22 protein-coding genes are annotated in these 20,897 nt (G+C 71.7%); 11 read left to right on the forward strand and 11 right to left on the reverse strand.

Annotated elements, in window-relative coordinates; genetic code table 11:
• Window positions 1–147 precede the first annotated feature (147 nt).
• From GTW43_RS29895 to GTW43_RS29910, 4 genes are all read right to left on the reverse strand, one after another.
• Window positions 148–1,404 carry an MFS transporter gene (locus GTW43_RS29895; protein WP_161305117.1) on the reverse strand — a complete coding sequence of 419 codons (1,257 nt, stop codon included), beginning with the start codon at window positions 1,402–1,404 and terminating at the stop codon, window positions 148–150.
• A complete protein-coding gene (locus tag GTW43_RS29900) occupies window positions 1,401–2,750 on the reverse strand; it encodes a GH1 family beta-glucosidase (protein WP_161305134.1) in 1,350 nt (449 codons plus the stop codon). The genes GTW43_RS29895 and GTW43_RS29900 overlap by 4 nt, the downstream gene beginning before the upstream one ends.
• Window positions 2,751–2,815: 65 nt before the next feature.
• Window positions 2,816–3,082 carry a protealysin inhibitor emfourin gene (locus GTW43_RS29905; RefSeq protein ID WP_161305118.1) on the reverse strand — a complete coding sequence of 89 codons (267 nt, stop codon included), beginning with the start codon at window positions 3,080–3,082 and terminating at the stop codon, window positions 2,816–2,818.
• An 18-nt stretch (window positions 3,083–3,100) separates the two neighbouring features.
• Window positions 3,101–4,174, reverse strand: coding sequence for a M4 family metallopeptidase (locus GTW43_RS29910; protein ID WP_161305119.1), 1,074 nt, complete (start codon window positions 4,172–4,174; stop codon window positions 3,101–3,103).
• Window positions 4,175–4,464: 290 nt separating this feature from the next.
• Between GTW43_RS29910 and leuA the strand changes: the two genes are divergently transcribed.
• The 5 genes from leuA (at window position 4,465) to GTW43_RS29935 (ending at window position 11,284) form a co-directional block, all read left to right on the forward strand.
• The gene (gene leuA / locus GTW43_RS29915) at window positions 4,465–6,186 is read left to right on the forward strand and encodes a 2-isopropylmalate synthase (protein ID WP_161305120.1); all 1,722 of its coding nucleotides are present in this window, start codon (window positions 4,465–4,467) and stop codon (window positions 6,184–6,186) included.
• A 207-nt stretch (window positions 6,187–6,393) separates the two neighbouring features.
• Window positions 6,394–7,071 (forward strand): TerB family tellurite resistance protein, encoded by a 678-nt coding sequence (locus GTW43_RS29920; RefSeq protein WP_161305121.1) that lies wholly within the window; start codon window positions 6,394–6,396, stop codon window positions 7,069–7,071.
• Window positions 7,072–7,224: 153 nt separating this feature from the next.
• Window positions 7,225–9,312, forward strand: coding sequence for an MMPL family transporter (locus GTW43_RS29925; protein ID WP_161305122.1), 2,088 nt, complete (start codon window positions 7,225–7,227; stop codon window positions 9,310–9,312).
• A 53-nt stretch (window positions 9,313–9,365) separates the two neighbouring features.
• Window positions 9,366–10,607 carry a histidine kinase gene (locus tag GTW43_RS29930; RefSeq protein WP_343246160.1) on the forward strand — a complete coding sequence of 414 codons (1,242 nt, stop codon included), beginning with the start codon at window positions 9,366–9,368 and terminating at the stop codon, window positions 10,605–10,607.
• Window positions 10,604–11,284, forward strand: coding sequence for a response regulator transcription factor (locus GTW43_RS29935; RefSeq protein ID WP_161305123.1), 681 nt, complete (start codon window positions 10,604–10,606; stop codon window positions 11,282–11,284). The genes GTW43_RS29930 and GTW43_RS29935 overlap by 4 nt, the downstream gene beginning before the upstream one ends.
• Here GTW43_RS29935 and GTW43_RS29940 read toward each other — a convergent pair.
• Both GTW43_RS29940 and GTW43_RS29945 read right to left on the reverse strand, forming a co-directional pair.
• The gene (locus GTW43_RS29940; RefSeq protein WP_161305124.1) at window positions 11,281–11,559 is read right to left on the reverse strand and encodes a DUF397 domain-containing protein; all 279 of its coding nucleotides are present in this window, start codon (window positions 11,557–11,559) and stop codon (window positions 11,281–11,283) included. The genes GTW43_RS29935 and GTW43_RS29940 overlap by 4 nt on opposite strands.
• A complete protein-coding gene (locus GTW43_RS29945; protein WP_161305125.1) occupies window positions 11,541–12,374 on the reverse strand; it encodes a helix-turn-helix transcriptional regulator in 834 nt (277 codons plus the stop codon). The genes GTW43_RS29940 and GTW43_RS29945 overlap by 19 nt, the downstream gene beginning before the upstream one ends.
• Window positions 12,375–12,489: 115 nt before the next feature.
• Between GTW43_RS29945 and GTW43_RS38295 the strand changes: the two genes are divergently transcribed.
• The 4 genes from GTW43_RS38295 to GTW43_RS29960 all read left to right on the forward strand — a co-directional run bounded on the left by GTW43_RS38295 (window position 12,490) and on the right by GTW43_RS29960 (window position 14,625).
• On the forward strand, window positions 12,490–12,732 hold the full coding sequence (locus tag GTW43_RS38295) for a hypothetical protein (RefSeq protein WP_343246161.1): 243 nt from the start codon (window positions 12,490–12,492) through the stop codon (window positions 12,730–12,732).
• Window positions 12,729–12,944 carry a hypothetical protein gene (locus GTW43_RS29950; RefSeq protein ID WP_161305126.1) on the forward strand — a complete coding sequence of 72 codons (216 nt, stop codon included), beginning with the start codon at window positions 12,729–12,731 and terminating at the stop codon, window positions 12,942–12,944. Before GTW43_RS38295 ends, GTW43_RS29950 begins: the two co-directional genes overlap by 4 nt.
• 79 nt (window positions 12,945–13,023) lie before the next feature.
• Window positions 13,024–13,773, forward strand: coding sequence for a DNA repair protein RecO (gene recO, locus GTW43_RS29955; RefSeq protein ID WP_161305127.1), 750 nt, complete (start codon window positions 13,024–13,026; stop codon window positions 13,771–13,773).
• Between the two features lie 21 nt (window positions 13,774–13,794).
• Window positions 13,795–14,625: an isoprenyl transferase gene (locus GTW43_RS29960; protein WP_161305128.1), complete on the forward strand. Its 831-nt coding sequence runs from the start codon at window positions 13,795–13,797 to the stop codon at window positions 14,623–14,625.
• A gap of 29 nt (window positions 14,626–14,654) precedes the next feature.
• Here GTW43_RS29960 and GTW43_RS29965 read toward each other — a convergent pair whose 3' ends face one another.
• Entirely contained in the window at window positions 14,655–15,083 is a 429-nt protein-coding gene (locus tag GTW43_RS29965) for a MarR family transcriptional regulator (RefSeq protein ID WP_161305129.1), read from the reverse strand.
• A 78-nt stretch (window positions 15,084–15,161) separates the two neighbouring features.
• Here GTW43_RS29965 and GTW43_RS29970 point away from each other — a divergent pair, with 78 nt between their 5' ends.
• Window positions 15,162–16,034 carry an MBL fold metallo-hydrolase gene (locus GTW43_RS29970; RefSeq protein WP_343246162.1) on the forward strand — a complete coding sequence of 291 codons (873 nt, stop codon included), beginning with the start codon at window positions 15,162–15,164 and terminating at the stop codon, window positions 16,032–16,034.
• A gap of 14 nt (window positions 16,035–16,048) precedes the next feature.
• Here GTW43_RS29970 and GTW43_RS29975 read toward each other — a convergent pair whose 3' ends face one another.
• From GTW43_RS29975 to GTW43_RS29990, 4 genes are all read right to left on the reverse strand, one after another.
• The gene (locus GTW43_RS29975) at window positions 16,049–16,456 is read right to left on the reverse strand and encodes a transcriptional repressor (RefSeq protein WP_343246163.1); all 408 of its coding nucleotides are present in this window, start codon (window positions 16,454–16,456) and stop codon (window positions 16,049–16,051) included.
• Between the two features lie 67 nt (window positions 16,457–16,523).
• Window positions 16,524–17,408: a metal ABC transporter permease gene (locus GTW43_RS29980; protein WP_161305131.1), complete on the reverse strand. Its 885-nt coding sequence runs from the start codon at window positions 17,406–17,408 to the stop codon at window positions 16,524–16,526.
• Window positions 17,408–18,184 (reverse strand): metal ABC transporter ATP-binding protein, encoded by a 777-nt coding sequence (locus GTW43_RS29985; protein WP_161305137.1) that lies wholly within the window; start codon window positions 18,182–18,184, stop codon window positions 17,408–17,410. Before GTW43_RS29985 ends, GTW43_RS29980 begins: the two co-directional genes overlap by 1 nt.
• 41 nt (window positions 18,185–18,225) lie before the next feature.
• Window positions 18,226–19,209, reverse strand: coding sequence for a metal ABC transporter substrate-binding protein (locus GTW43_RS29990; RefSeq protein ID WP_161305132.1), 984 nt, complete (start codon window positions 19,207–19,209; stop codon window positions 18,226–18,228).
• 177 nt (window positions 19,210–19,386) lie between these two features.
• Between GTW43_RS29990 and GTW43_RS29995 the strand changes: the two genes are divergently transcribed.
• Complete coding sequence (locus tag GTW43_RS29995) at window positions 19,387–20,769, forward strand: glycine--tRNA ligase (RefSeq protein ID WP_161305133.1); 1,383 nt, start codon at window positions 19,387–19,389, stop codon at window positions 20,767–20,769.
• The last annotated feature ends 128 nt before the right edge of the window (window positions 20,770–20,897 follow it).

Here is a 20,897-nt window from a genome sequence, read left to right on the forward strand (position 1 = left end):
TGCCCCGTCAGGGGCGCGGGGAACTGCGCGAACGGCCACGACGGCGCGGCACCCGGCGATGAAGCCGGTCCCCTACGGGGGGAGCCGTGGCCCGGGCCGGGTCCGTCGCGGTGCGCGCCCGGCGCCGGGGTGCCCGGGGCGGCACGGTCACGGGACGGACTTGATGCGGTGGACCAGGAGTGATCCGAGGAGACCGACCCCGGCCGCGACGAGATACAGCACCCGGTACCCCCCGAGATGCGCCACCAGGGGCGCAGCCACCACCGGCGCCGCCACCTGCGGCAACGAGTTGGCGATGTTGATGACGCCGAGATCCTTGCCCCGGTCGAGCGCCGCAGGCAACACGTCCGTCATGAGCGCGAAGTCCACCGACGTGAACACCCCGAACCCGACCCCGAGCACCGCCGCGGCGACCACCGCCCCGCTCCAGGTCTGCCACCCGGACAGCATCCCGGTCGCGACCGCCATGAGAACCCCGGACCAGAGCACGAACGGCTTGCGCCGCCCGACCCGGTCGGACCACACCCCGCCCAGCACGACGGTGGCGAGCAGTGTCACGCCGTTGACCGCCGTGAGGATCAGCACCCCGGAGTCCGGGTCGGCGTGGTGCAGTCGATCGCGCAGGTAGTAGTAGAGGTAGAGCAGGACCAGCGCGTTGCCGAGGTTGATCAGGAAGCGGGTCAGCCAGGCCCAGGCCAGGTCGGGGTGGGCGCGCGGGCTCAGCCGGAATCCGGCGGCGAAGGACCGCCAGGACCATGCGGGCCGGTCACCGGCGGCGAGCCGCAGGTCGGGGTGGCGCAGGACGTACGGCGCGACGCCGAGCAGCGTGAAGACGGCGCAGGCCGCATACCCGGCGCCCACGCCGCCGCCTCCGAGCGCGCCGGCGGCGGTCGCGAGCCCGGTCCCGGCGACGACCCCGAGGATCTGCGCGGCGCCGAGCCAGCCGCCGACGGCCCCGCGCTGGAGCCGCGGCACCCGGTCGGGGACGGCCGCGGTGACGGCGGCGAAGGCCGCGTTGAGGGTGAGCTGGACCAGGCACCAGCCGAGGAACAGCACCCAGACCGCGTCGGCGACCCCGAGCAGCAGCAGCGACAGCGCTCCGCCCGCGGCCCCGGCCACGATCCACGGCGTGCGCCGTCCGTGGCGCGACACGGTGCGGTCGGACAGCGCCCCGAAGAGGGGGTTCGCGGCGAGCGAGACGACGGCTCCGACGCAGGTGACCCAGGCGAGCAGGGATTCCTTCGACAGCCCGGTGCCGGGCGCGAAGTGTGCGGACTGCCGGGCGAGCAGGATCTGCAGCGGCCCGTACCAGCCCACCCAGATCGCCCCGTTGGCCAGCGACAGTGCTGCCGTCCAGCCGCGCCCGACCCGCTCGGCGGGTTCCTCCAGGGCGAGGGCGGTCATGCCCGCTGTGCGCGCAGTGCGTCCCGCAGCCAGTGGTACGAGGCTTTCGGGGTGCGGGTCTGGGTCGCGTAGTCGACGTGGACGAGTCCGAAGCGCTTGGTGTACCCCTCGGCCCACTCCCAGTTGTCCAGGAGCGACCAGACGAAGTATCCGCGGACGGGGACGCCGGCGCCGGTGGCCCGGTGCAGGGCCCGCAGGTGCCCGTCGAGGTAGGCGATGCGGTCCTGGTCGTCGAGGCCGTCGTAGGCGCAGCCGTTCTCGGTGATGACGACGGGCGGCAGACGGTCGCCGTAGCGGTCGCGGAAGGACGTGAGGAGTTCGGTGAGCGCGTCGGGGACGACGGGCCAGCCGAAGTCCGTCACCGGGTACCCCTCGATCTCCCGTACGGAGAAGGGGAGTTCGGCGGGGATCGTGAGTCCGGAGAACTCGGTGTCGGCGGCGTCGGGCACGGGCGCGCCCACCTTCGTCGGCTGGTAGAAGTTCACCCCGTACCAGTCGAGGCTGTCCCGGGAGATCAGTTCGAGGTCGGCGGCCAGGTCGGCGGCGGGCATCAGGTCGCCGAACCCGTCGGGGTAGCGGCCGAGCAGCAGCGGGTCGGAGAAGAGCCGGTTGAGGACGATGTCGTAGAAGTCGGCCGCCTCGGTGTCGGCGGGGGAGCCGGAGGCGGGCCAGGTCGGGCCGTGCGAGTTGGCGATGCCGAGGTCGGTGACGCCGGCCGCGCGCAGCGCCTGGGCGGCGAGGCCGTGCGCGAGGAGCTGGTGGTGGGCGACGGGCAGCGCGTCGAAGAGCAGGGCCCGGCCGGGTGCGTGCTGGCCGAGTGCGTGGCCGAGCAGGGTGTGCTCGGCGGGTTCGTTGAGGGTGATCCAGGTGTCGGTGCGGTCGCCGAGCCGCGCCACGACGGTCTCGGCGTACGCGGCGAACCGGGCCGCGGTGTCCCGTTCCTGCCAGCCGCCCGCCGTCTCGATCTCGGCGGGCAGGTCCCAGTGGAAGAGCGTCGGTACGGGGCGTACCCCCTGGGCGCACAGTTCGTCGACGAGCCGGTCGTAGAAGTCGAGCCCGCCGGGCCGCAGCACGCGCGGCCAGGAGACGGAGAAGCGGTACGCGTCGGCGCCGAGGCCGCGGACGAGCGCGACGTCCTCGCGGTAGCGGGCCACGTGGTCGCAGGCGGTGTCCGCGGTCGAGCCGTCCCTGATGCGGCCGGGTTCGGCGCTGAAGGCGTCCCAGACGGAGGGCGCGCGTCCGTCGACGGCGCCCTCGATCTGGTGGGCGGAGGTGGAGACGCCCCACAGGAATCCGGGCGGGAACTGCGGGAGCGGGTCCGTGGTGGCTGCCATGGCCGCGATCATCCGTACCGCCCGGTAGGAAGTCAACGCCCGTGCAGGGGAAGGCGGTCAACTTCCGCGCGGGGCTCTCACGCCCCCTCCTTGAGGACCCGGGTGATCAGCGTGCGCTGCTCGTGGGTGAGCCGGGGATCGGCGCAGTACACGGTCCGTCCGTCGACGGTGATCGCGTAGCTGAACCCGTCGGGCACCGGGTCCGGCGGCGCGTCCCGGCCGCCGGTGAGTGCCGCCTCGGCCAGGGCCCGCCACTGGGCGGCGTCGCCCCGTCCCGTCGTGTCGATCCCGGCCTGCCGGGCGATCCCGGCGAAGCCGCCCGTGCGCCTGACGTGAATCCGCATGGCTGCCTGTCTACCCGCTCAGCTCGTGGGCACCCCGACCTGCTCCCAGGCCTTGAGGACGGCCTGCGTCTCGTCGCCCGCGCCGTAGCGGGTGCGGGCGGCCGCGGCGGTCAGCCGCGCGAAGTCGGCGAAGCCGGCGTCGGTCGCCAGGTCGCCGCCGGTGAGGGTGTCGAACCAGATCTGCCCGGCCCGCTCCCAGGCCTGCCCGCCGAGCTCGGTGGCCAGCAGGTAGAAGGCGTGGTTGGGGATGCCGGAGTTGATGTGCACCCCGCCGTTGTCCTCCTCGGTGTCCACGTAGTGGTCCATGTCGGCGGGCTGCGGGTCCTTGCCGAGGACGTCGTCGTCGTACGCGGTGCCGGGGGCCTTCATGGAGCGCAGGGCCACGCCCTGCACGTCGGGCGCGAGCAGTCCTGCGCCGATCAGCCAGTCGGCCTCGGTGGCCGTCTGGTTCAGCGTGTACTGCTTGATGAGGGAGCCGAAGACGTCGGACAGTGACTCGTTCAGGGCGCCGGCCTGGCCCGCGTAGGTGAGATTCGCCGTGTACTGGGTGACGCCGTGGGTGAGTTCGTGGCCGATGACGTCGACGGGCAGGGTGAAGTCGAGGAAGATCTCGCCGTCGCCGTCGCCGAACACCATCTGCTCGCCGTTCCAGAACGCGTTGTTGTAGTCCCGGTCGTAGTGGACGGTCGCGTCGAGGGGCAGGCCGTGGCCGTCGATGGAGTAGCGGGCGTACGTGTTCAGGTAGAGCTCGAAGGTGGCGCCGAGGCCCGCGTAGGCGCGGTTGACGGTCGCGTCGGCGCCGGGCTCGTCGCCCTCGCCGCGGACCTTGGTGCCCGGCAGGGTCGTGCCGTGCGCCGCGTCGTGGACGGTGCGCCGCGGCTTCGCGTCGGCGGGCGGCGCGGCGGGTGGGGCGACGGCGGTGCGTACGAGCGCGGCCTCCCGGCGCCGGTGCCGCTCGGTCGCGTCGCGCTCCAGGGTCCGGCGGGCGCGGTCGGCCTTGGCGGTGTCCGAGGAGCGGGCGACCCGGTCCAGGAGGTGCGGCGGGACGATGGTGCAGAAGACGGGCTCGAAGCCCGGCGCGTCGGTGGTCATGTCTGGCAATGTGGCACTGCGTCACGAGACTGTCACGGGGTGCGACAAGGGATTAGCGAAATAGAGGGATTCCTCACCTTTGACCCGTTACCCGATCGTCGTCCCGCATACTGATACGGCCCTCCGCGCCCGGCAGGACTCGGTTACAGTGCGATGCATCATGCGATTCGGGCTGCTTCTCCTTAGCTGCCGCGGCGAGGGCCTGTAGTCGAGGCCGACCCCCTCCCCGCGGAGTTTGGCGTTGCGCCGTCGGCCGCCTTACCGGCCATCCTCTGAGGAGCCCCCGCATCATGGCGAACCGCCAGCAGACCAGCAGCATGCCGATCCACAAGTACGGCCAGTACGAGCAGGTCGACATCGCCGACCGCACCTGGCCGAACCGGCGGATCACCGCCGCCCCCCGCTGGCTCTCCACGGACCTGCGCGACGGCAACCAGGCCCTGATCGACCCGATGTCGCCCGAGCGCAAGCGCCGGATGTTCGACCAGCTGGTCGCGATGGGCTACAAGGAGATCGAGGTCGGTTTCCCCGCCTCCGGCCAGACCGACTTCGACTTCGTCCGCTCGATCATCGAGGAGCCGGGTGCCATCCCGGACGACGTGACGATCTCCGTACTGACGCAGTCCCGTGAGGACCTGATCGAGCGGACCGTCGAGTCCCTGAAGGGCGCCAAGCGCGCGACGGTCCACCTGTACAACGCGACGGCGCCGGTCTTCCGCCGCGTCGTCTTCCGCGGCTCCAGGGACGACATCAAGCAGATCGCCGTCGACGGCACCCGCCTGGTGATGGAGTACGCGGAGAAGATCCTGGGTCCGGAGACCGAGTTCGGCTACCAGTACAGCCCCGAGATCTTCACGGACACCGAGCTGGACTTCGCCCTGGAGGTCTGCGAGGCCGTCATGGACGTGTACCAGCCGGGCCCGGGCCGCGAGATCATCCTCAACCTGCCCGCCACGGTGGAGCGTTCGACCCCGTCGACGCACGCGGACCGCTTCGAGTGGATGGGCCGCAACCTGTCCCGCCGCGAGCACGTGGTCCTGTCGGTCCACCCGCACAACGACCGGGGCACCGCCGTCGCCGCCGCCGAGCTGGCCGTGATGGCCGGCGCCGACCGCGTCGAGGGCTGCCTGTTCGGCCAGGGCGAGCGCACCGGCAACGTCGACCTGGTCACCCTGGGGATGAACCTGTTCTCGCAGGGCGTCGACCCGCAGATCGACTTCTCCGACATCGACGAGATCCGTCGCACGTGGGAGTACTGCAACCAGATGGAGGTCCACGCGCGCCACCCGTACGCGGGCGACCTGGTCTACACGTCCTTCTCCGGCTCCCACCAGGACGCCATCAAGAAGGGCTTCGACGCGATGGAGGCCGACGCCGCGGCCAGGGGTGTCACCGTCGACGACATCGAGTGGGCCGTGCCGTACCTGCCCATCGACCCGAAGGACGTCGGCCGCTCCTACGAGGCCGTGATCCGGGTCAACTCGCAGTCCGGCAAGGGCGGTATCGCCTACGTCCTGAAGAACGACCACAAGCTGGATCTGCCGCGCCGCATGCAGGTCGAGTTCTCGAAGGTCATCCAGGCCAAGACGGACGCCGAGGGCGGCGAGGTCACCCCGAAGGACATCTGGAGCACCTTCCAGGACGAGTACCTGCCCAACCCGGCCAACCCGTGGGGCCGTATCCAGGTCAAGCAGGGCCAGACCACGACCGACACCGACGGCGTGGACACGCTGACCGTCGAGGCCGAGGTCGACGGCGAGGAGCGCGTCCTGGTCGGTACGGGCAACGGTCCGATCTCCGCGTTCTTCCACGCCCTCCAGGGCATCGGTGTCGACGCCCGGCTGCTGGACTACCAGGAGCACACGATGAGCGAGGGTGCCTCGGCCGTCGCCGCCTCGTACATCGAGGTAGCCGTCGAGGACAAGGTTCTGTGGGGCATCGGCATCGACGCGAATACGACACGTGCGTCGCTGAAGGCCGTCGTCTCCGCGGTGAACCGCGCGGGTCGCTGACCCGGCTGAGCTGGTATTTCCCGGCCCCGTGCACCTTTTGTCGGTGCGCGGGGCCGCGTCATGTCTCGGCCACCGCGCCGGTCCGCCGTGATCCGGTCGTGACCAAGGTACTGACGGCGCGTCGACAATGTGGCTAACATCACGCCAGCGCCGCGATGTTGCGACGCGGATACGGAGGTGTGCGACGTGCTGCCGAAGCTGGGACATATGCGGCGAACCGGGCTCACGCGGGTGCTCGGAGTGCACACCACCTGGACCACCGTGGGCGACGGGGAGTTCTTCTGCCCCGGCTGCGGCGGCGACCGCAACTACCAACGGCGCACCGGCCGGCGCCGCTTCACCGTCCTCGGAGTGCCGCTCGTGCCCCGCGGACAGGCCGGGCCCGTCGTCCAGTGCGCCGCCTGCGAGCGGCGGTTCGGCACGGAGGCGCTCGACCACCCGACCACGCACCGCTTCTCCGCGATGCTGCGCGACGCCGTCCACACGGTCGTGCTCGCCGTCCTCGCGGTCGGCGGCTCCCCCTCGCGCCCCTCGCTGGAGTGCGCGGTCGGCGTCCTGCGCGCGGCCGGCTTCGACGACAGCTCCGAGGACCGGCTCGCCGCACTCGTCGAGGCGCTGGTGACCGACGCGGGCCGACTGCCCGAACACGTCGGGTCCGGCGCCGGGCTCGCCATCGAGCTGCACGAGGCGCTCGACCCGCTCGCCGCCCATCTCGCCCCGGCGGGACGGGAGTCGATCCTGCTCCAGGGCGCCCGGATCGCCCTCGCGGACGGCCCGTACTCGTCCGCCGAGCGCGATGTCCTCGGCACCGTCGGCGCGGCCCTCACCATGTGCACGGACGAGGTCGCCGACCTGCTCGTGGCCGCGGCCCGCACCCCCAGCTGATCCCCGCGCGGTACTCCCCGGGGAGTACCGCGCCGCCCGCACCCCCCGGGGCAGTACCCCGGGACTCCGCCGCGGGCGCGATGGAACGGCCCTCGCCGTCGACGAGTCTGGTGACACCGGACTTCGGGACGTCGACACGAGAGGGGCCCGCCCATGGCCGCATCACCGAGAGGGAAGAGGCGCGCGGTGCCGTGGGTGCTGCTCGCCCTGTGGATCGGCGTGCTCGCCCTCGCCGGACCGTTCGCCGGCAGGCTCGGCGACGTCCAGCACAACAAGGCGGTCGACTACCTGCCGGCGAGCGCCGACTCGACGCAGGTCGCGAAGCTCCAGGACAAGCTGCCCGGCGGCGAGAGCACCGACCTCGTCCTCGTCTACCACCGGGACGGCGGCCTGACCGCCGCCGACCGCACCGCGGCGGCCCGCCAGGTCGCCTCCGTGGACGCCCGGTTCGACCTCGTCGAGACACCGCGCGGCATCCCCTCGGCGTCCGGCGACACCCTGATGTACCCGGTCGCGAGCACCGGCCCCGGCACCGACGAGAAGGCCCGCGACACGTTCGTCGACGGCGTGCGCGACCTCGCCCACGACACCGGCGGCGGACTCGGCGTCGATGTCGGCGGCCCCGGCGCCCTGGCCACCGACGCCGGCGAGGTCTACCAGTCGCTCGACGGACCGCTGCTCTACACGACCGTCGCCGTCGTCGCCCTGCTGCTGATCCTCATCTACCGCAGCCCGTTCCTGTGGCTCGTCCCGCTCGCCGTCGCGGGCGTCGCCGACTTCCTGTCCATGGGCGTCGCCTACGGGCTCAACCAGGCCTTCGGCACCACGATCTCCGGGCAGAGCCAGGGCGTGATGACGATCCTCGTCTTCGGCGCGGGCACCGACTACGCGCTGCTCATCGTCTCCCGCTACCGCGAGGAGCTGCGCCGCGTCGAGCGCCCCCACGACGCCATGCGCGCCGCCCTGCGCGGCTGCGGGCCCGCCGTGCTCGCGTCCTCGGGCACCGTCGCCGCCGGACTGCTCTGCCTGCTGGCCGCCGACCTCAACTCCTCGCGCGGCATGGGCCCCCTCGGCGCCGTCGGCGTCCTGTGCGCGCTCGCCGCCATGCTGACCCTGCTGCCCGCGGTCCTCGTGCTGCTCGGGCGGCGCGTGTTCTGGCCGCTGATCCCCGCGTTCGGCTCCGTGCCCCGGCAGCGCAGGTCCCTGTTCTCCGCGATGGGCGCCTCGGCCGGACGCAGGCCCCTCGCCGTCCTCGGCGCCGGGGCCGTCCTGCTCGGCGCCCTCGCTCTCGGCGTGCTCAACCTGCCCGGCAGCCTCAAGCAGGAGGACTCCTTCACCGACAAGCCCGACTCCGTCACCGCGATGCAGACCCTCGCCGCCGCCTACCCGGACCACAGCGCCCAGCCCATCAGCGTGCTCGCCCCGGCCCGGGACGCCGACCGCGCCCTCGACGCGGCCCGCGCCACCCCCGGAGTCGCCGAGGTCAGGACCGGGCGCAGCGGCGGCGGCTGGACCGAGATCGCCGTGACCGCCGACGCCGCCCCGCAGAGCGCCGCCGAGACCGCGACCATCGAGGCGCTGCGCGACCGGCTCGACGGACAGGGCGCGTACGTCGGCGGGCCCAGCGCCGAACAGCTCGACCTGAAGGACACCAACGCCCGCGACCGGCTCGTCGTCGTCCCGATCGTGCTCGCCGCCGTCCTGCTGATCCTCGTCGCCCTGCTGCGCAGCCTCGTCGCACCGCTGCTCCTGCTGGTCGCGGTGGTCGCGGTGTGGGGCGCGTCCCTCGGTATCGCCGGGCTCGTCCTCGAGCCGCTCTTCGGCTTCGCCGGCACCGACCCCGGTCTCGGACTGCTCTCGTTCGTCTTCCTCGTCGCCCTCGGCGTCGACTACGGGATCTTCCTCATGCACCGGATGCGGGAGGAGGTGCTCGGCGGCCAGGACACCCGCGCGGCCGCGCTGACCGCCCTGCGCACCACCGGCGGCGTCATCGCCTCCGCCGGACTCGTCCTCGCCGCGACGTTCGCCGTGCTGACCAACATGCCGCTCGTGCAGCTCGTCGAACTGGGCTTCGTCATCGCGGTCGGCGTCCTCCTGGACACGTTCCTCGTGCGGACGTACCTCGTGACGTCGGCGAGCGTGCTGCTGGGCCGCCGGGTGTGGTGGCCGGGCCCGCTCGCCGCGGAACCGGCCGCACCGGTGCCGCCGCCGACCGGGGAACCGGTCCTCACCCTCAAGTGATCCACGGTGCCCCTCCGTGCCGGAGGGGCACCGGCCTGCCCCACTATGGACCGGTGGACGTGACCCGCCTGATGCTGCCTCCCTCACTGCGGCCCGGATCCGACCGGCCCGCCGGGCCGCCGGACCCGTCCCGCGTGCTGCGCCACGACGCGCTGCTCGCCGTCGTCCTCGCGCTCGTCGACGTGGCGTTCGCGCTCGGCCTCCCCGACGAGGGCCGCCGGCCGACCGCCTTCGGCTGGGCGCTCCTGCTGCTCGCCCACGTCCCGATGGCCTGGCGGCGGACCGCGCCGCTCGCCTCCTTCCTCGGCGTCGTCGCCTGCGTCGCCCCGTACCACGCGATGGACTTCCACCACACCGCGCCGCTCGCGGTCTCCCTCGTGGGCCTGTTCACGGTCGCCATGACCGGCAGGCCGCGGCGCTCCGTGCTCATCGGCGTCGGCGTCATCGGGCTGATGCTGACCGTCAAGTTCAGCAAGGGCATGGCCGAGGGCGCCGAAGCCCTGCGCGTCGCCGGCTGGATCGTCGCCGTGCTCCTCCTCGGCGTCTACGCGCGCGTGCACCGGCAGTACCTGGCCTCGATCGTCGAGCGCGCCGAACGGGCCGAGCGCACCCGCGAGGAGGAGGCCCGCCGCCGGGTCGCCGAGGAGCGCCTGCGCGTCGCCCGCGACCTGCACGACCTCCTCGCCCACAGCATCACCCTCGTCGGCGTCCAGACCTCCGTCGCCGCCCACGTCCTGAACGCCGACCCCGACCGCCTGGACCGGGCCGCCGTCGCCAGAGCGCTCGACGACATCGCCGACACGTGCCGCTCCGCGCGCGGCGAACTGCGCGCCACCCTCGAAGTGCTGCGCGCGTCACCGGACGAGTCGCGCGGCCCGCTGCCCGGCCTCGACGGCGTCCCCGAACTGCTCGCGGCGGCCCGGACGGCGGGCGCGGTCGTCACCGCCGTGCTCGACCCGCCGCAGGTGCCGCCGGCGGTCGGCGCGGCCGCGTACCGGATCGTGCAGGAGGCCCTGACGAACGCGGTCCGTCACGGCGGCCCCGACGTGTCCGTCCGGGTCGAGATCGGCGCCGGGCAGGGCGAGCTGCGGGTCACGGTCCAGGACGACGGCGTCGGCACCGCGCCACCGGCCGGCGGGGGCGGGTTCGGCCTCGTCGGCATGCGCGAGCGGGCCCGCAGCGTCCTGGGCACCCTGGAGGCGGGCCCGCGGGACGAGGGCGGCTTCCGGGTCGCGGCACGCATCCCCGTACCCGGCGGACCGGCCGCCCACCGACCGACCGAGGAACCCCGATGAACGCCCCCGTCAGAGTGCTGCTCGCGGACGACCAGGCCCTCGTGCGGGCCGCCTTCGCGCTGCTCGTCGACTCCGCCCCCGACATGACCGTCGTGGGCCAGGCCGCGACCGGCCGGGAAGCCGTCCGGCTGGCCAGGGAGGCACGCGCCGACCTCGTGGTGATGGACATCCGCATGCCCGACCTGGACGGCATCGAGGCCACCCGGCTGCTCGCCGCCGACGAGGACCTGGCGGGCGTCAGGGTCCTGATGCTGACGACCTACGACACCGACGAGCACGTCGTGGAGGCCCTGCGCGCGGGCGCCTCGGGCTTCCTCGTCAAGGACACCCGCCCCGCCGAACTCCTCGACGCCATCCGCACGGTCGCCGCCGGCGAGGCGCTGCTCTCCCCGGGCCCCACGGCCCGGCTCATCGCCCGAGTCCTGCGCGCCCCCGAGATCCCGGCCCCCGACGGCGACGGCTGCCTCGAGCAGCTCTCGCCCCGCGAACGCCAGGTCCTGACGCTCGTGGCCCGCGGCCTCACGAACACGGAGATCGCCGACACCCTCGGACTCAGCCCGCTCACCGCGAAGACCCACGTGAGCCGCATCATGGGCAAGCTCGCGGCCCGCGACCGGGCCCAACTCGTCATCCTGGCGTACGAGTCGGGCCTCGTCGCCCCGTCGAACCCGTCCTAGGGAAGCGCGCGCACCCCGTCCACGAACGCGGCCCACGCCCCGGCCCCGACCACGACGACGTCCCCGCCCGTGACCTTGGAGTCCCGGACGGGGACGACGCCGGGCACACCGTCGGCCACCTCGACGCAGTCGCCGCCGTTCCCGTCGCTGTAGGTGGACTTCCGCCAACGGGCGGCACCGATGAAGTCGGACGCGACCTCGACGCAGTTGCCCCCGTCGCCGTCGCTGTACGTGGACTTCCGCCAACGGGCGTTCGTCAGGTCGAACTCGCGCATCGCTCGTAGTCCTCCGCCGCCGATTCGATCAGTGCCCGGGACGCCTCCGGCGGCAGCGCGGCGGCCCTGAGGAGATCGTAAGCCGCCTGTGCCCGCTTCACTACTGCCGGATCGTCCAGCAGATTCCCTGAATACACGGCCTCTGTATAGGCGGTTGGCGGTGCGTCCTCGAACTCCATGAGCCGGAGCGACTTGCCCATCTGAGCATGCGCGCCGACGGCGTAGGGCAGTACGAGCACCAGCGCCCAGCGGTTGCGGGACAGCGTGACGAGCTGTTGCAGTTGGCGTGACATCACGGCCGGGCCGCCGACCGGCACGCGTAGCGCCGTCTCGTGCAGAATCGCCCAGTAGAGCGGCCGAGTGTCCGCGCTGAGCAGCTGTGCCCGGTCCAAGCGCGCGGTGACGGTCTCCTCGATGTACGCCTCGGGCGCGAAGGGGTTGCTCGCGAGGGTGATCGCCCGGGCATACTCGGGGGTCTGGAGCAGCCCCGGGATGACGAACGGTTCGAAGTCGCAGACTTTGGTCGCCGACGACTCCAGCTCCGCCGCGGCGGCGAAATACTCCGCATACCGCCGATCGTCGATCAGCTGGTGCCACATCCGCTCGAAAATACCGTCGGTTTGCAGCGCCTCGTCAATCCTGTGGGCGACATCCAACTGCGGTTTGCGAATAGCCTGTTCGAACTGGCCGATGTACCCGCCGGAAACGAATACGCGTAAGCCCAACTCCACTTGGGTCAGCCCCGCGTCCTCGCGGCGCCGCTTCAGTTCGAGCCCGAAGAACTCCCACGCCGCCTGCCGCGAACCATTGGCCATGGCCAACCCCCAGGTACAGCCCCGTAGTTGTAGTGCGCAGAGCCTTCCCCACTGTAGAGACGCGACGCCACCGTGGTGACCGGAAGCGTGAAATCGGATCGGGAAGGGGAGCCAGGTGACGGGCAATGGGAAGCATGCCGGGGCGTGTGTGGAGGAGGCCGAGGAAACGGTGGAGAAGGTGCGGTCCGCACTCGCGGCGGCGGGAATTGTGCTGCCGTCCCTCGGGCTGGATCCGGGGTCAATCGCACGGAGCTCCCCGTGTCCATTGGTGGAATTGGGGCGTTGTTCGGTTGACGCGGCGTCCCGTCTCGCCGCCGTTCTCCTCGCAAGCCAGGACGACAGGAGCGCAGCGCGATGAAGCCACCGATCGGTTCGTACGCGGTCGACACGAGCACCGGTCGGGTGGGGCGCGTGATGGGCCACGAGGGTCCGTACGTGCAGCTGCGCCCGTACGGCGGCGGGCGCGAGTGGGACTGCGAGCCCGAGCTGCTGCGGGAGGCGACGACGCACGAGCGGCTGTGGGCGGCGACGGCGTACGAGAACCGGCGCAGTCGCGGGGAGGTGTCCTGACGGCCCGCTCACCGGCCGGCCGTCGCGGGCCGGAGGGTGGGCCGCGATCGCGGCCCACCCCGTGGGGGACAATGGGGCCATGAGTCTGTTCCGCGACGACGGCATCGTGCTGCGCACCCAGAAGCTGGGTGAGGCGGACCGCATCATCACGCTGCTCACGCGCGGTCACGGACGCGTGCGGGCCGTGGCCCGGGGGGTGCGCCGGACCAAGTCGAAGTTCGGCGCCCGGCTCGAACCCTTCTCCCACGTCGACGTGCAGTTCTTCGCCCGCGGCAGCGAGCTGATCGGGCGCGGGCTGCCGCTGTGCACGCAGAGTGAGACCATCGCCGCGTACGGCGGCGGCATCGTCACCGACTACGCGCGCTACACGGCGGGCACGGCGATGCTGGAGACCGCCGAGCGGTTCACGGACCACGAGGGCGAACCGGCGGTCCAGCAGTACCTGCTGCTCGTCGGCGCGCTGCGCACGCTCGCCCGCGGCGAGCACGAGCCGCACCTGATCCTCGACGCCTTCCTGCTCCGCTCGCTCGCGGTGAACGGCTACGCGCCCACCTTCGGGGACTGTGCGAAGTGCGGAATGCCCGGTCCGAACCGGTTCTTCTCGGTCGGTGCGGGCGGCTCGGTTTGCGTCGACTGCCGGGTACCGGGCAGCGTCGTACCCTCACCCCAGGCCCTCGACCTGCTCGGCGCGCTGCTGACCGGCGACTGGGCGACCGCGGACGCGTGCGAGGCACGGTTCGTGCGCGAGGGCAGCGGGCTGGTGTCGGCGTACCTGCACTGGCACCTGGAGCGCGGTCTGCGCTCACTGCGTTACGTAGAGAAAAGCTGAGCTAGGGGAGAGGCCCGGAACATGGCACGTCGCGGAATCCTCGGACGGTCCCGTCGTGAGTACAAGACCCCCGAACCGCACCCGTCGGGCGCCCGGCCGCCGAAGGTCCCGGGCGAGCTGGTGCCCCAGCACGTGGCCATCGTGATGGACGGCAACGGCCGGTGGGCCAAGGAGCGCGGCCTGCCCCGCACCGAGGGCCACAAGGTCGGCGCCGAGCGCGTCCTCGACGTCCTCCAGGGCGCCATCGAGATGGGCGTCGGCGCGATCTCGCTGTACGCCTTCTCGACGGAGAACTGGAAGCGGTCCCCGGACGAGGTGAAGTTCCTCATGAACTTCAACCGCGACTTCATCCGCAAGACCCGCGACCAGCTCGACGAACTCGGCATCAGGGTCCGCTGGGTGGGCCGCATGCCCAAGCTGTGGAAGTCGGTCGCCAAGGAGCTGGAGATCTCCCAGGAGCAGACCAAGGGCAACGACAAGCTGACCCTCTACTTCTGCATGAACTACGGCGGCCGCGCCGAGATCGCCGACGCCGCGCAGGCGCTCGCCGAGGACGTGAAGGCGGGGCGGCTCGACCCGTCGAAGGTCAGCGAGAAGACGTTCGCCAAGTACCTGTACTACCCGGACATGCCGGACGTGGACCTGTTCCTGCGGCCCAGCGGGGAGCAGCGCACGTCCAACTACCTGCTGTGGCAGAGCGCGTACGCCGAGATGGTGTTCCAGGATGTCCTGTGGCCGGACTTCGACCGGCGTGACCTGTGGCGCGCGTGTGTCGAGTACGCCTCGCGCGACCGCCGCTTCGGTGGGGCGACGCCCAACGAGGTCCTGCTCCAGCTGGAGCGCGAGGGCTAGGCCGTGTCGGCGGAGTCCCTCTCGCCCCGCTACGGACGGACGACTGCCTTCTCCAGCAGGCCGTGCAGGGCCTGCTGCTGCTCAGGGGTGAGGGCCGCCAACGGCGATTCCTGCGTGAGGAGTTCGAGGAGCCGGTCGCGCAGGGTGGTGCCCTCCGCGGTGAGGGCGAGGTGCTTCGCGCGCCGGTCGGTGGGGTGGGGGCGGCGCTCGACCAGGGCCTGCTTCTCGAGCTTGTCGATGACGAACGTGGCGTTGGACGGCTCGCAGCTCATGCGCTCGGCGAGCTCCCGCATGGTCATCGGCCCCGTCATCTCCCGCAGGGCGGTCGCCTGGGCCGCGGTGAGACCCAGGGCCGCGGCGCGCTGACGCACGTGCTGAGCGATCTGGTGGGCCAACCCGTCCACCAGGCCGCACAGTTCCCGTTCGGCGATGGTCTGCGCTTGCGAGGGGGGCGTCATGTCTCCCACCCTAGCAAGTCCATCAAGTCTTAATGATTACAGCTTGAATGATTCAAGCTTGATGCTTATGGTGGGGCGGTGACGACTTCCGCGATCCACCCCGATGAACGACTGCGTCGACCGGCGGGCCTGCGCTCGCTGTGGCTGGGCGACACGAAGGTCTCCTACGTTCCCGACGGTGCGGTGCAGGGCCGGCCGGGCGCCTGGCTGCCGGGCACCACCGACGCGACCTGGACCGTTCACCCCGAGTATCTCGATGCCTCCGGCTGCCTCGTGGCGAGTCTCGGTGGCCTGCTGGTGGAGCACGGTGACCGCGCGCTGCTGATCGACACGGGATTCGGCCCGCACTCGCTGCCGGCCGATCCCGCGACGCCGAACGGCGCCATGTACGGCGGCGCGCTCCTGGACAGCCTGGCCGCGCTCGGGCGCTCCCCGGAGCAGATCGAAGCCGTGGCCTTCAGCCACCTGCACCCCGATCACACCGGCTGGGCCACGCAGCCCGGCCCGGACGGCGACGGAACGGTCTTCGCCCGCGCCGACCACCTCGTGACCGAGCCCGAATGGGCCGCGACCGCCGGCGAGGACGGCATCGCCGCCCTCGCGCCGCGGGTCCGCACGGTGACCGACGGACAGGAGATCTTCCCCGGCGTGCGGGTCCGCATCACCGGCGGCCACACGGCGGGACACGCGGAGTTCGTCATCTCGGGAGGCGGGACCCGGCTGATCGCCTTCGGCGACTCCCTGCACTCACCGATCCAGGTGGACCATCCCGAGTGGTCCTGCGTCTACGACCACGACCCCGCCCGGTCCGCGGACCACCGGCGCCGTCTCGTGGCCGAGCTGGCCGAGCCCGGCACGATCGGCTTCGGCGTCCACTTCGCCGATGTCGTGTTCGGCCGGGTCGGGCAGAACGGCCCGGGCCCGGCCTGGAGTCCCCTGGGCGACGGCTGAAGGAGCCGCGCGGATCAGGCAGGAGCGCCCGCGCACTCCGCGCACGTGCCGAAGATCTCCACCGTGTGCGCCACGTTCACGTACCCGTGCTCGGACGCGATCGCCTCCGCCCACTTCTCGACGGCCGGCCCCTCGACCTCGACCGCCTTGCCGCACACGCGGCACACCAGGTGATGGTGATGGTCCCCGGAGGAGCACCGGCGGTACACCGCCTCGCCCTCCGTCGTGCGCAGCACGTCGACCTCACCCGCGTCGGCGAGGGACTGAAGGGTGCGGTAGACCGTCGTCAGCCCCACCGAGTCGCCCTTGTGCTTGAGCACGTCGTGCAGTTCCTGGGCGCTGCGGAACTCGTCCACCTCGTCGAGCGCCGCCGCCACGGCCGCGCGCTGGCGGGTCGACCTGCCTCGAACCGGGGCTGCCACGGGTTCCTCCTCACGTCCCTGCCACCTGCGTACCGCCGCCATTGTGCCAGGCGGCGCCGCGGCCGGGTCAGACCTCGGCGGGCGCCTGCCCGGGGATCACGCACTCCGCCGGATCCCCGGCGACGGCCGCGGCCGCCCGGGCCCGGCGCCGGGCCAGCGGCGTCGCCAGCAGCGTCAGGGCGATGAACACCGCGATGGTGAGCAGCACGATCGTCGCGCCGGGCGGCACGTCCTGGTAGTACGAGGTGACGGTGCCGCCGAGCGTGACGACGACGCCGATCGCGACCGCGACCACGAACGTCGCCCTGAAGCTGCGGGTCAGCTGCTGAGCCGCCGCGACCGGCACCACCATGAGCGCCGACACGAGCAGCAGCCCCACGACGCGCATCGCGACGGTGACGGTGACCGCCGCGGTGATCGCGATCAGGAGGTTCAGGGCGCGCACCGGCAGGCCGGTGACGCGCGCGAACTCCTCGTCCTGGCTGACCGCGAACAGCTGGCGGCGCAGCCCCACGGTGACCAGGACCACGAAGGCCGCGAGAACGCAGATCGCGGTGACGTCGGACGGCGAGACCGTGGTGAGCGAGCCGAACAGGTAGGAGCCGAGATTGGCGGTCGAGCCGCCCGGCGCCAGGTTGATCAGCATGACGCCGCCGGCCATGCCGCCGTAGAACAGCATGGCGAGCGCGATGTCGCCGCGCGTCTTCCCGTACCAGCGGATCAGCTCCATGATCAGCGCGCCGAGCGCCGAGACGGCCATCGCCATCCACACCGGCGACGTGGACAGCAGGAAGCCGAGGCCGACGCCGGTCATCGCGACGTGCCCGATGCCGTCGCCCATGAGGGCCTGGCGGCGCTGGACCAGGTAGATGCCGATCGCGGGGGCCGTGACGCCGATGAGGACGGCGGCGAGCAGGGCCCGCTGCATGAAGGCGAAGTCGAGGAATTCCATCAGCTCAGCAGTCCTGTACGGATCGGTTCGGCGCCCGCGGGGGTGTGCGGGTGGACGTGGTCGTGGCCGGGCAGCGCGTGCTGGCCGACGGCCTTCGGGGGCGGCCCGTCGTGCAGGACGCAGCCGTCGCGGAGCACGACGGCGCGGTCGATGAGCGGCTCCAGGGGGCCCAGCTCGTGCAGGACGAGCAGGACGGTGGCGCCGCCCGCGACCTGCTCGCGCAGCGTCGAGGCGAGCACCTCCTGGCTGGCCAGGTCGACGCCGGCCATCGGCTCGTCCATGATCAGCAGCTCGGGCTCGGCGGCCAGGGCGCGGGCGATCAGCACGCGCTGGTGCTGGCCGCCGGAGAGCGCGTCGACCGAGTCCTGGGCCCGGTCGGCCATCCGCACCAGCTCCAGGGCGCGGGTCACGGCCGCGCGGTCGGACCGGCGCATGATGCCGAAGCGGGTGCGCGACAGGCGTCCGGAGGCGACGACCTCGGCGACCGTCGCGGGCACGCCGCCCGACGCGGTCGTGCGCTGCGGCACGTAGCCGATGCGCGCCCACTGCCGGAAGCGGCGCCGCTCGGTGCCGAACAGCTCGATCGTGCCGCCGGTGACCGGGACCTGGCCGATGATGCTGCGCACCGCCGTGGACTTGCCCGAGCCGTTGGCACCGAGCAGGGCCACGACCTCGCCGCGGTGGACGGCCAGGTCGATGCCGCGCAGCACGGGCCGCGCGCCGAGTTCGGCCGTCACGCCGCGCAGCGCGATGACGGGTTCTTCGGTGTCACCCACGGTGCTGCCGCCCTTCTGTGCCGGGTCGCCCGGTCCGTACGTCACTTGGCGCCGAGCGCCTTCTGCAGTGCGGCCAGGTTGGACCGCATGACCTGGAGGTAGTCCTCGCCCTTGGACTTCTTCGTGATGCCCTCGAGCGGGTCGAGCACGTCCGTCTTCAGGTGGGCGTCGCCGGCCAGCGTCTTCGCCGTCTTGTCACTGACGAGGGTCTCGTAGAAGACGGTGGTGACGCCGTCGGCCTTCGCCATCTTCTGGAGGTCCTTGACGCGGGCGGCGCTGGGCTCGCTCTCCGGGTCGAGGCCGCTGATGGCCTCCTCGGTGAGGCCGTAGCGCTCGGCGAGGTAGCCGAAGGCGGCGTGCGTGGTGATGAAGACCTTGGAGTCGGTGTTCTTCAGGCCGTCCTCGAACGCGGTGTTCAGCTTGCCGAGGTCCGCGACGAGCGCCGCGGTGTTCTTCTTGTAGTCGGCGGCGTGGTCCGGGTCGGCCTTCTCCAGGGCCTTGCCGACGCCCTCGGCGACCTCGGAGTACTTCACGGGGTCGAGCCAGATGTGCGGGTCGGAGCCCTGCTCGTCGCCGTGGTCGTGGTCGTGCTCCTCGGCGTGGCCGCCGACCTCGGAGCCGTGCTTCTCCAGCGAGGTCAGCGAGGCCGCGTCGACCTTGGTGCCGATCTCGGACTGGCTGATCGCCTCGTCGACGGAGGGCTGCAGGCCCTTGAGGTAGAGGGCGACACCGGCCTGCTCGATGCGGGCCCGCTGCTGGGCGCTGACCTCGAGGTCGTGCGGCTCCTGGCCGGGCTCGGTGAGGTTGGTGACGCTCACGTGCGAGCCGCCGATGCGCTCCGCGAGGTACTGCATCGGATAGAAGGACGCGACGACGTCGAGCTTTCCGTCGCTGTTCTTGCCGTCGGCCGCGGTGGACGTCGAGCACGCGGACAGGGCGGTCAGGCCGAGGACGGTGGTCGCGGCGACGGCGGTCGTGGATATGAGGCGGCGGCGGGAGAGCGGCCGGGGCAGGCGCACGTTCATGACACTCATTTTCAACAAAACTGGAAACGATTGTCAACAAGCCCTTCGTCCCGCTCTGTGGTGACTCAGGACCCGGAACCGATTTGGTGAGGGGGGTGGCCCCGCCGTTAACCTGAACCATTCGCTCCCGGAGTGCGTATCCAGCGCACTCGTCGTCGTCGTAATGAAGAGAGCACCGTGGCCGCCGACAAGATCGACACCATCGTCAGCCTCAGCAAGCGCCGTGGCTTCGTCTATCCCTGCAGCGAGATCTACGGCGGTCAGCGCGCCGCCTGGGACTACGGTCCGCTGGGCGTGGAGCTGAAGGAGAACCTCAAGCGTCAGTGGTGGCGCTACATGGTCACCTCGCGCGAGGACGTCGTCGGTATCGACTCGTCCGTGATCCTGGCGACCGAGGTCTGGCAGGCCTCCGGCCACGTCGCCACGTTCACCGACCCGCTGACCGAGTGCACCTCCTGTCACAAGCGGTTCCGTGCGGACCACCTGGAAGAGGCGTACGAGGAGAAGAAGGGCCGCCTCCCGGAGAACGGCCTGGCGGACATCAACTGCCCCAACTGCGGCACCAAGGGCTCCTTCACCGAGCCCAAGCAGTTCTCGGGCCTGCTCTCCACGCACCTCGGCCCCACGCAGGACAGCGGCTCCGTCGCCTACCTGCGCCCCGAGACCGCCCAGGGCATCTTCACCAACTTCAGCCAGGTGCAGACGACTTCGCGCCGCAAGCCGCCCTTCGGCATCGCGCAGATGGGCAAGTCGTTCCGCAACGAGATCACGCCCGGCAACTTCATCTTCCGCACCCGCGAGTTCGAGCAGATGGAGATGGAGTTCTTCGTCAAGCCCGGCGAGGACGAGCAGTGGCAGGAATACTGGATGGAGCAGCGCTGGAACTGGTACACCGGTCTCGGCCTGCGCGAGGAGAACATGCGGTGGTTCGAGCACCCGAAGGAGAAGCTCTCCCACTACTCGAAGCGCACCGCTGACATCGAGTACCGCTTCCGCTTCGGCGGCAGCGAGTGGGGCGAGCTCGAGGGCGTCGCCAACCGCACCGACTACGACCTCTCCGCCCACTCCAAGGCCTCCGGCCAGGACCTCTCCTACTACGACCAGGAGAAGGGCGAGCGGTACACGCCGTACGTCATCGAGCCCGCGGCCGGTGTCGGCCGCACGATGCTCGCCTTCATGCTCGACTCGTACTTCGAGGACGAGGCGCCCAACGCCAAGGGCAAGATGGAGAAGCGCACCGTCATGCGCTTCGACCCGCGCATCGCGCCCGTGAAGGTGGCCGTTCTGCCGCTGTCGCGCAACCCGGAGCTGTCGCCCAAGGCGAAGGGGCTCGCGGCGGCGCTGCGCCAGCACTGGAACATCGAGTTCGACGACGCCGGTGCGATCGGGCGGCGCTACCGCCGCCAGGACGAGATCGGTACGCCGTTCTGTGTCACCGTCGACTTCGACACGCTCGAGGACAACGCGGTCACCGTGCGGGAGCGGGACACGATGAAGCAGGAGCGGGTGTCTCTCGACCAGATCGAGGGGTATCTCGCGGCGCGGCTGATCGGCTGCTGATCGCCTCCGGCGTGCTGGCCCCGGGTTCTCCGCGTTCTGCGGGCCCGGGGCTTTGTCGTGCGGGCCTCCTGGCCGCCGGCCCCGGGGCTCCGCCCCGGACCCCGCTCCTCAATCGCCGGAGGGGCTTG

The organism is Streptomyces sp. SID5785 (assembly GCF_009870065.1).
Classification (GTDB): domain Bacteria; phylum Actinomycetota; class Actinomycetes; order Streptomycetales; family Streptomycetaceae; genus Streptomyces.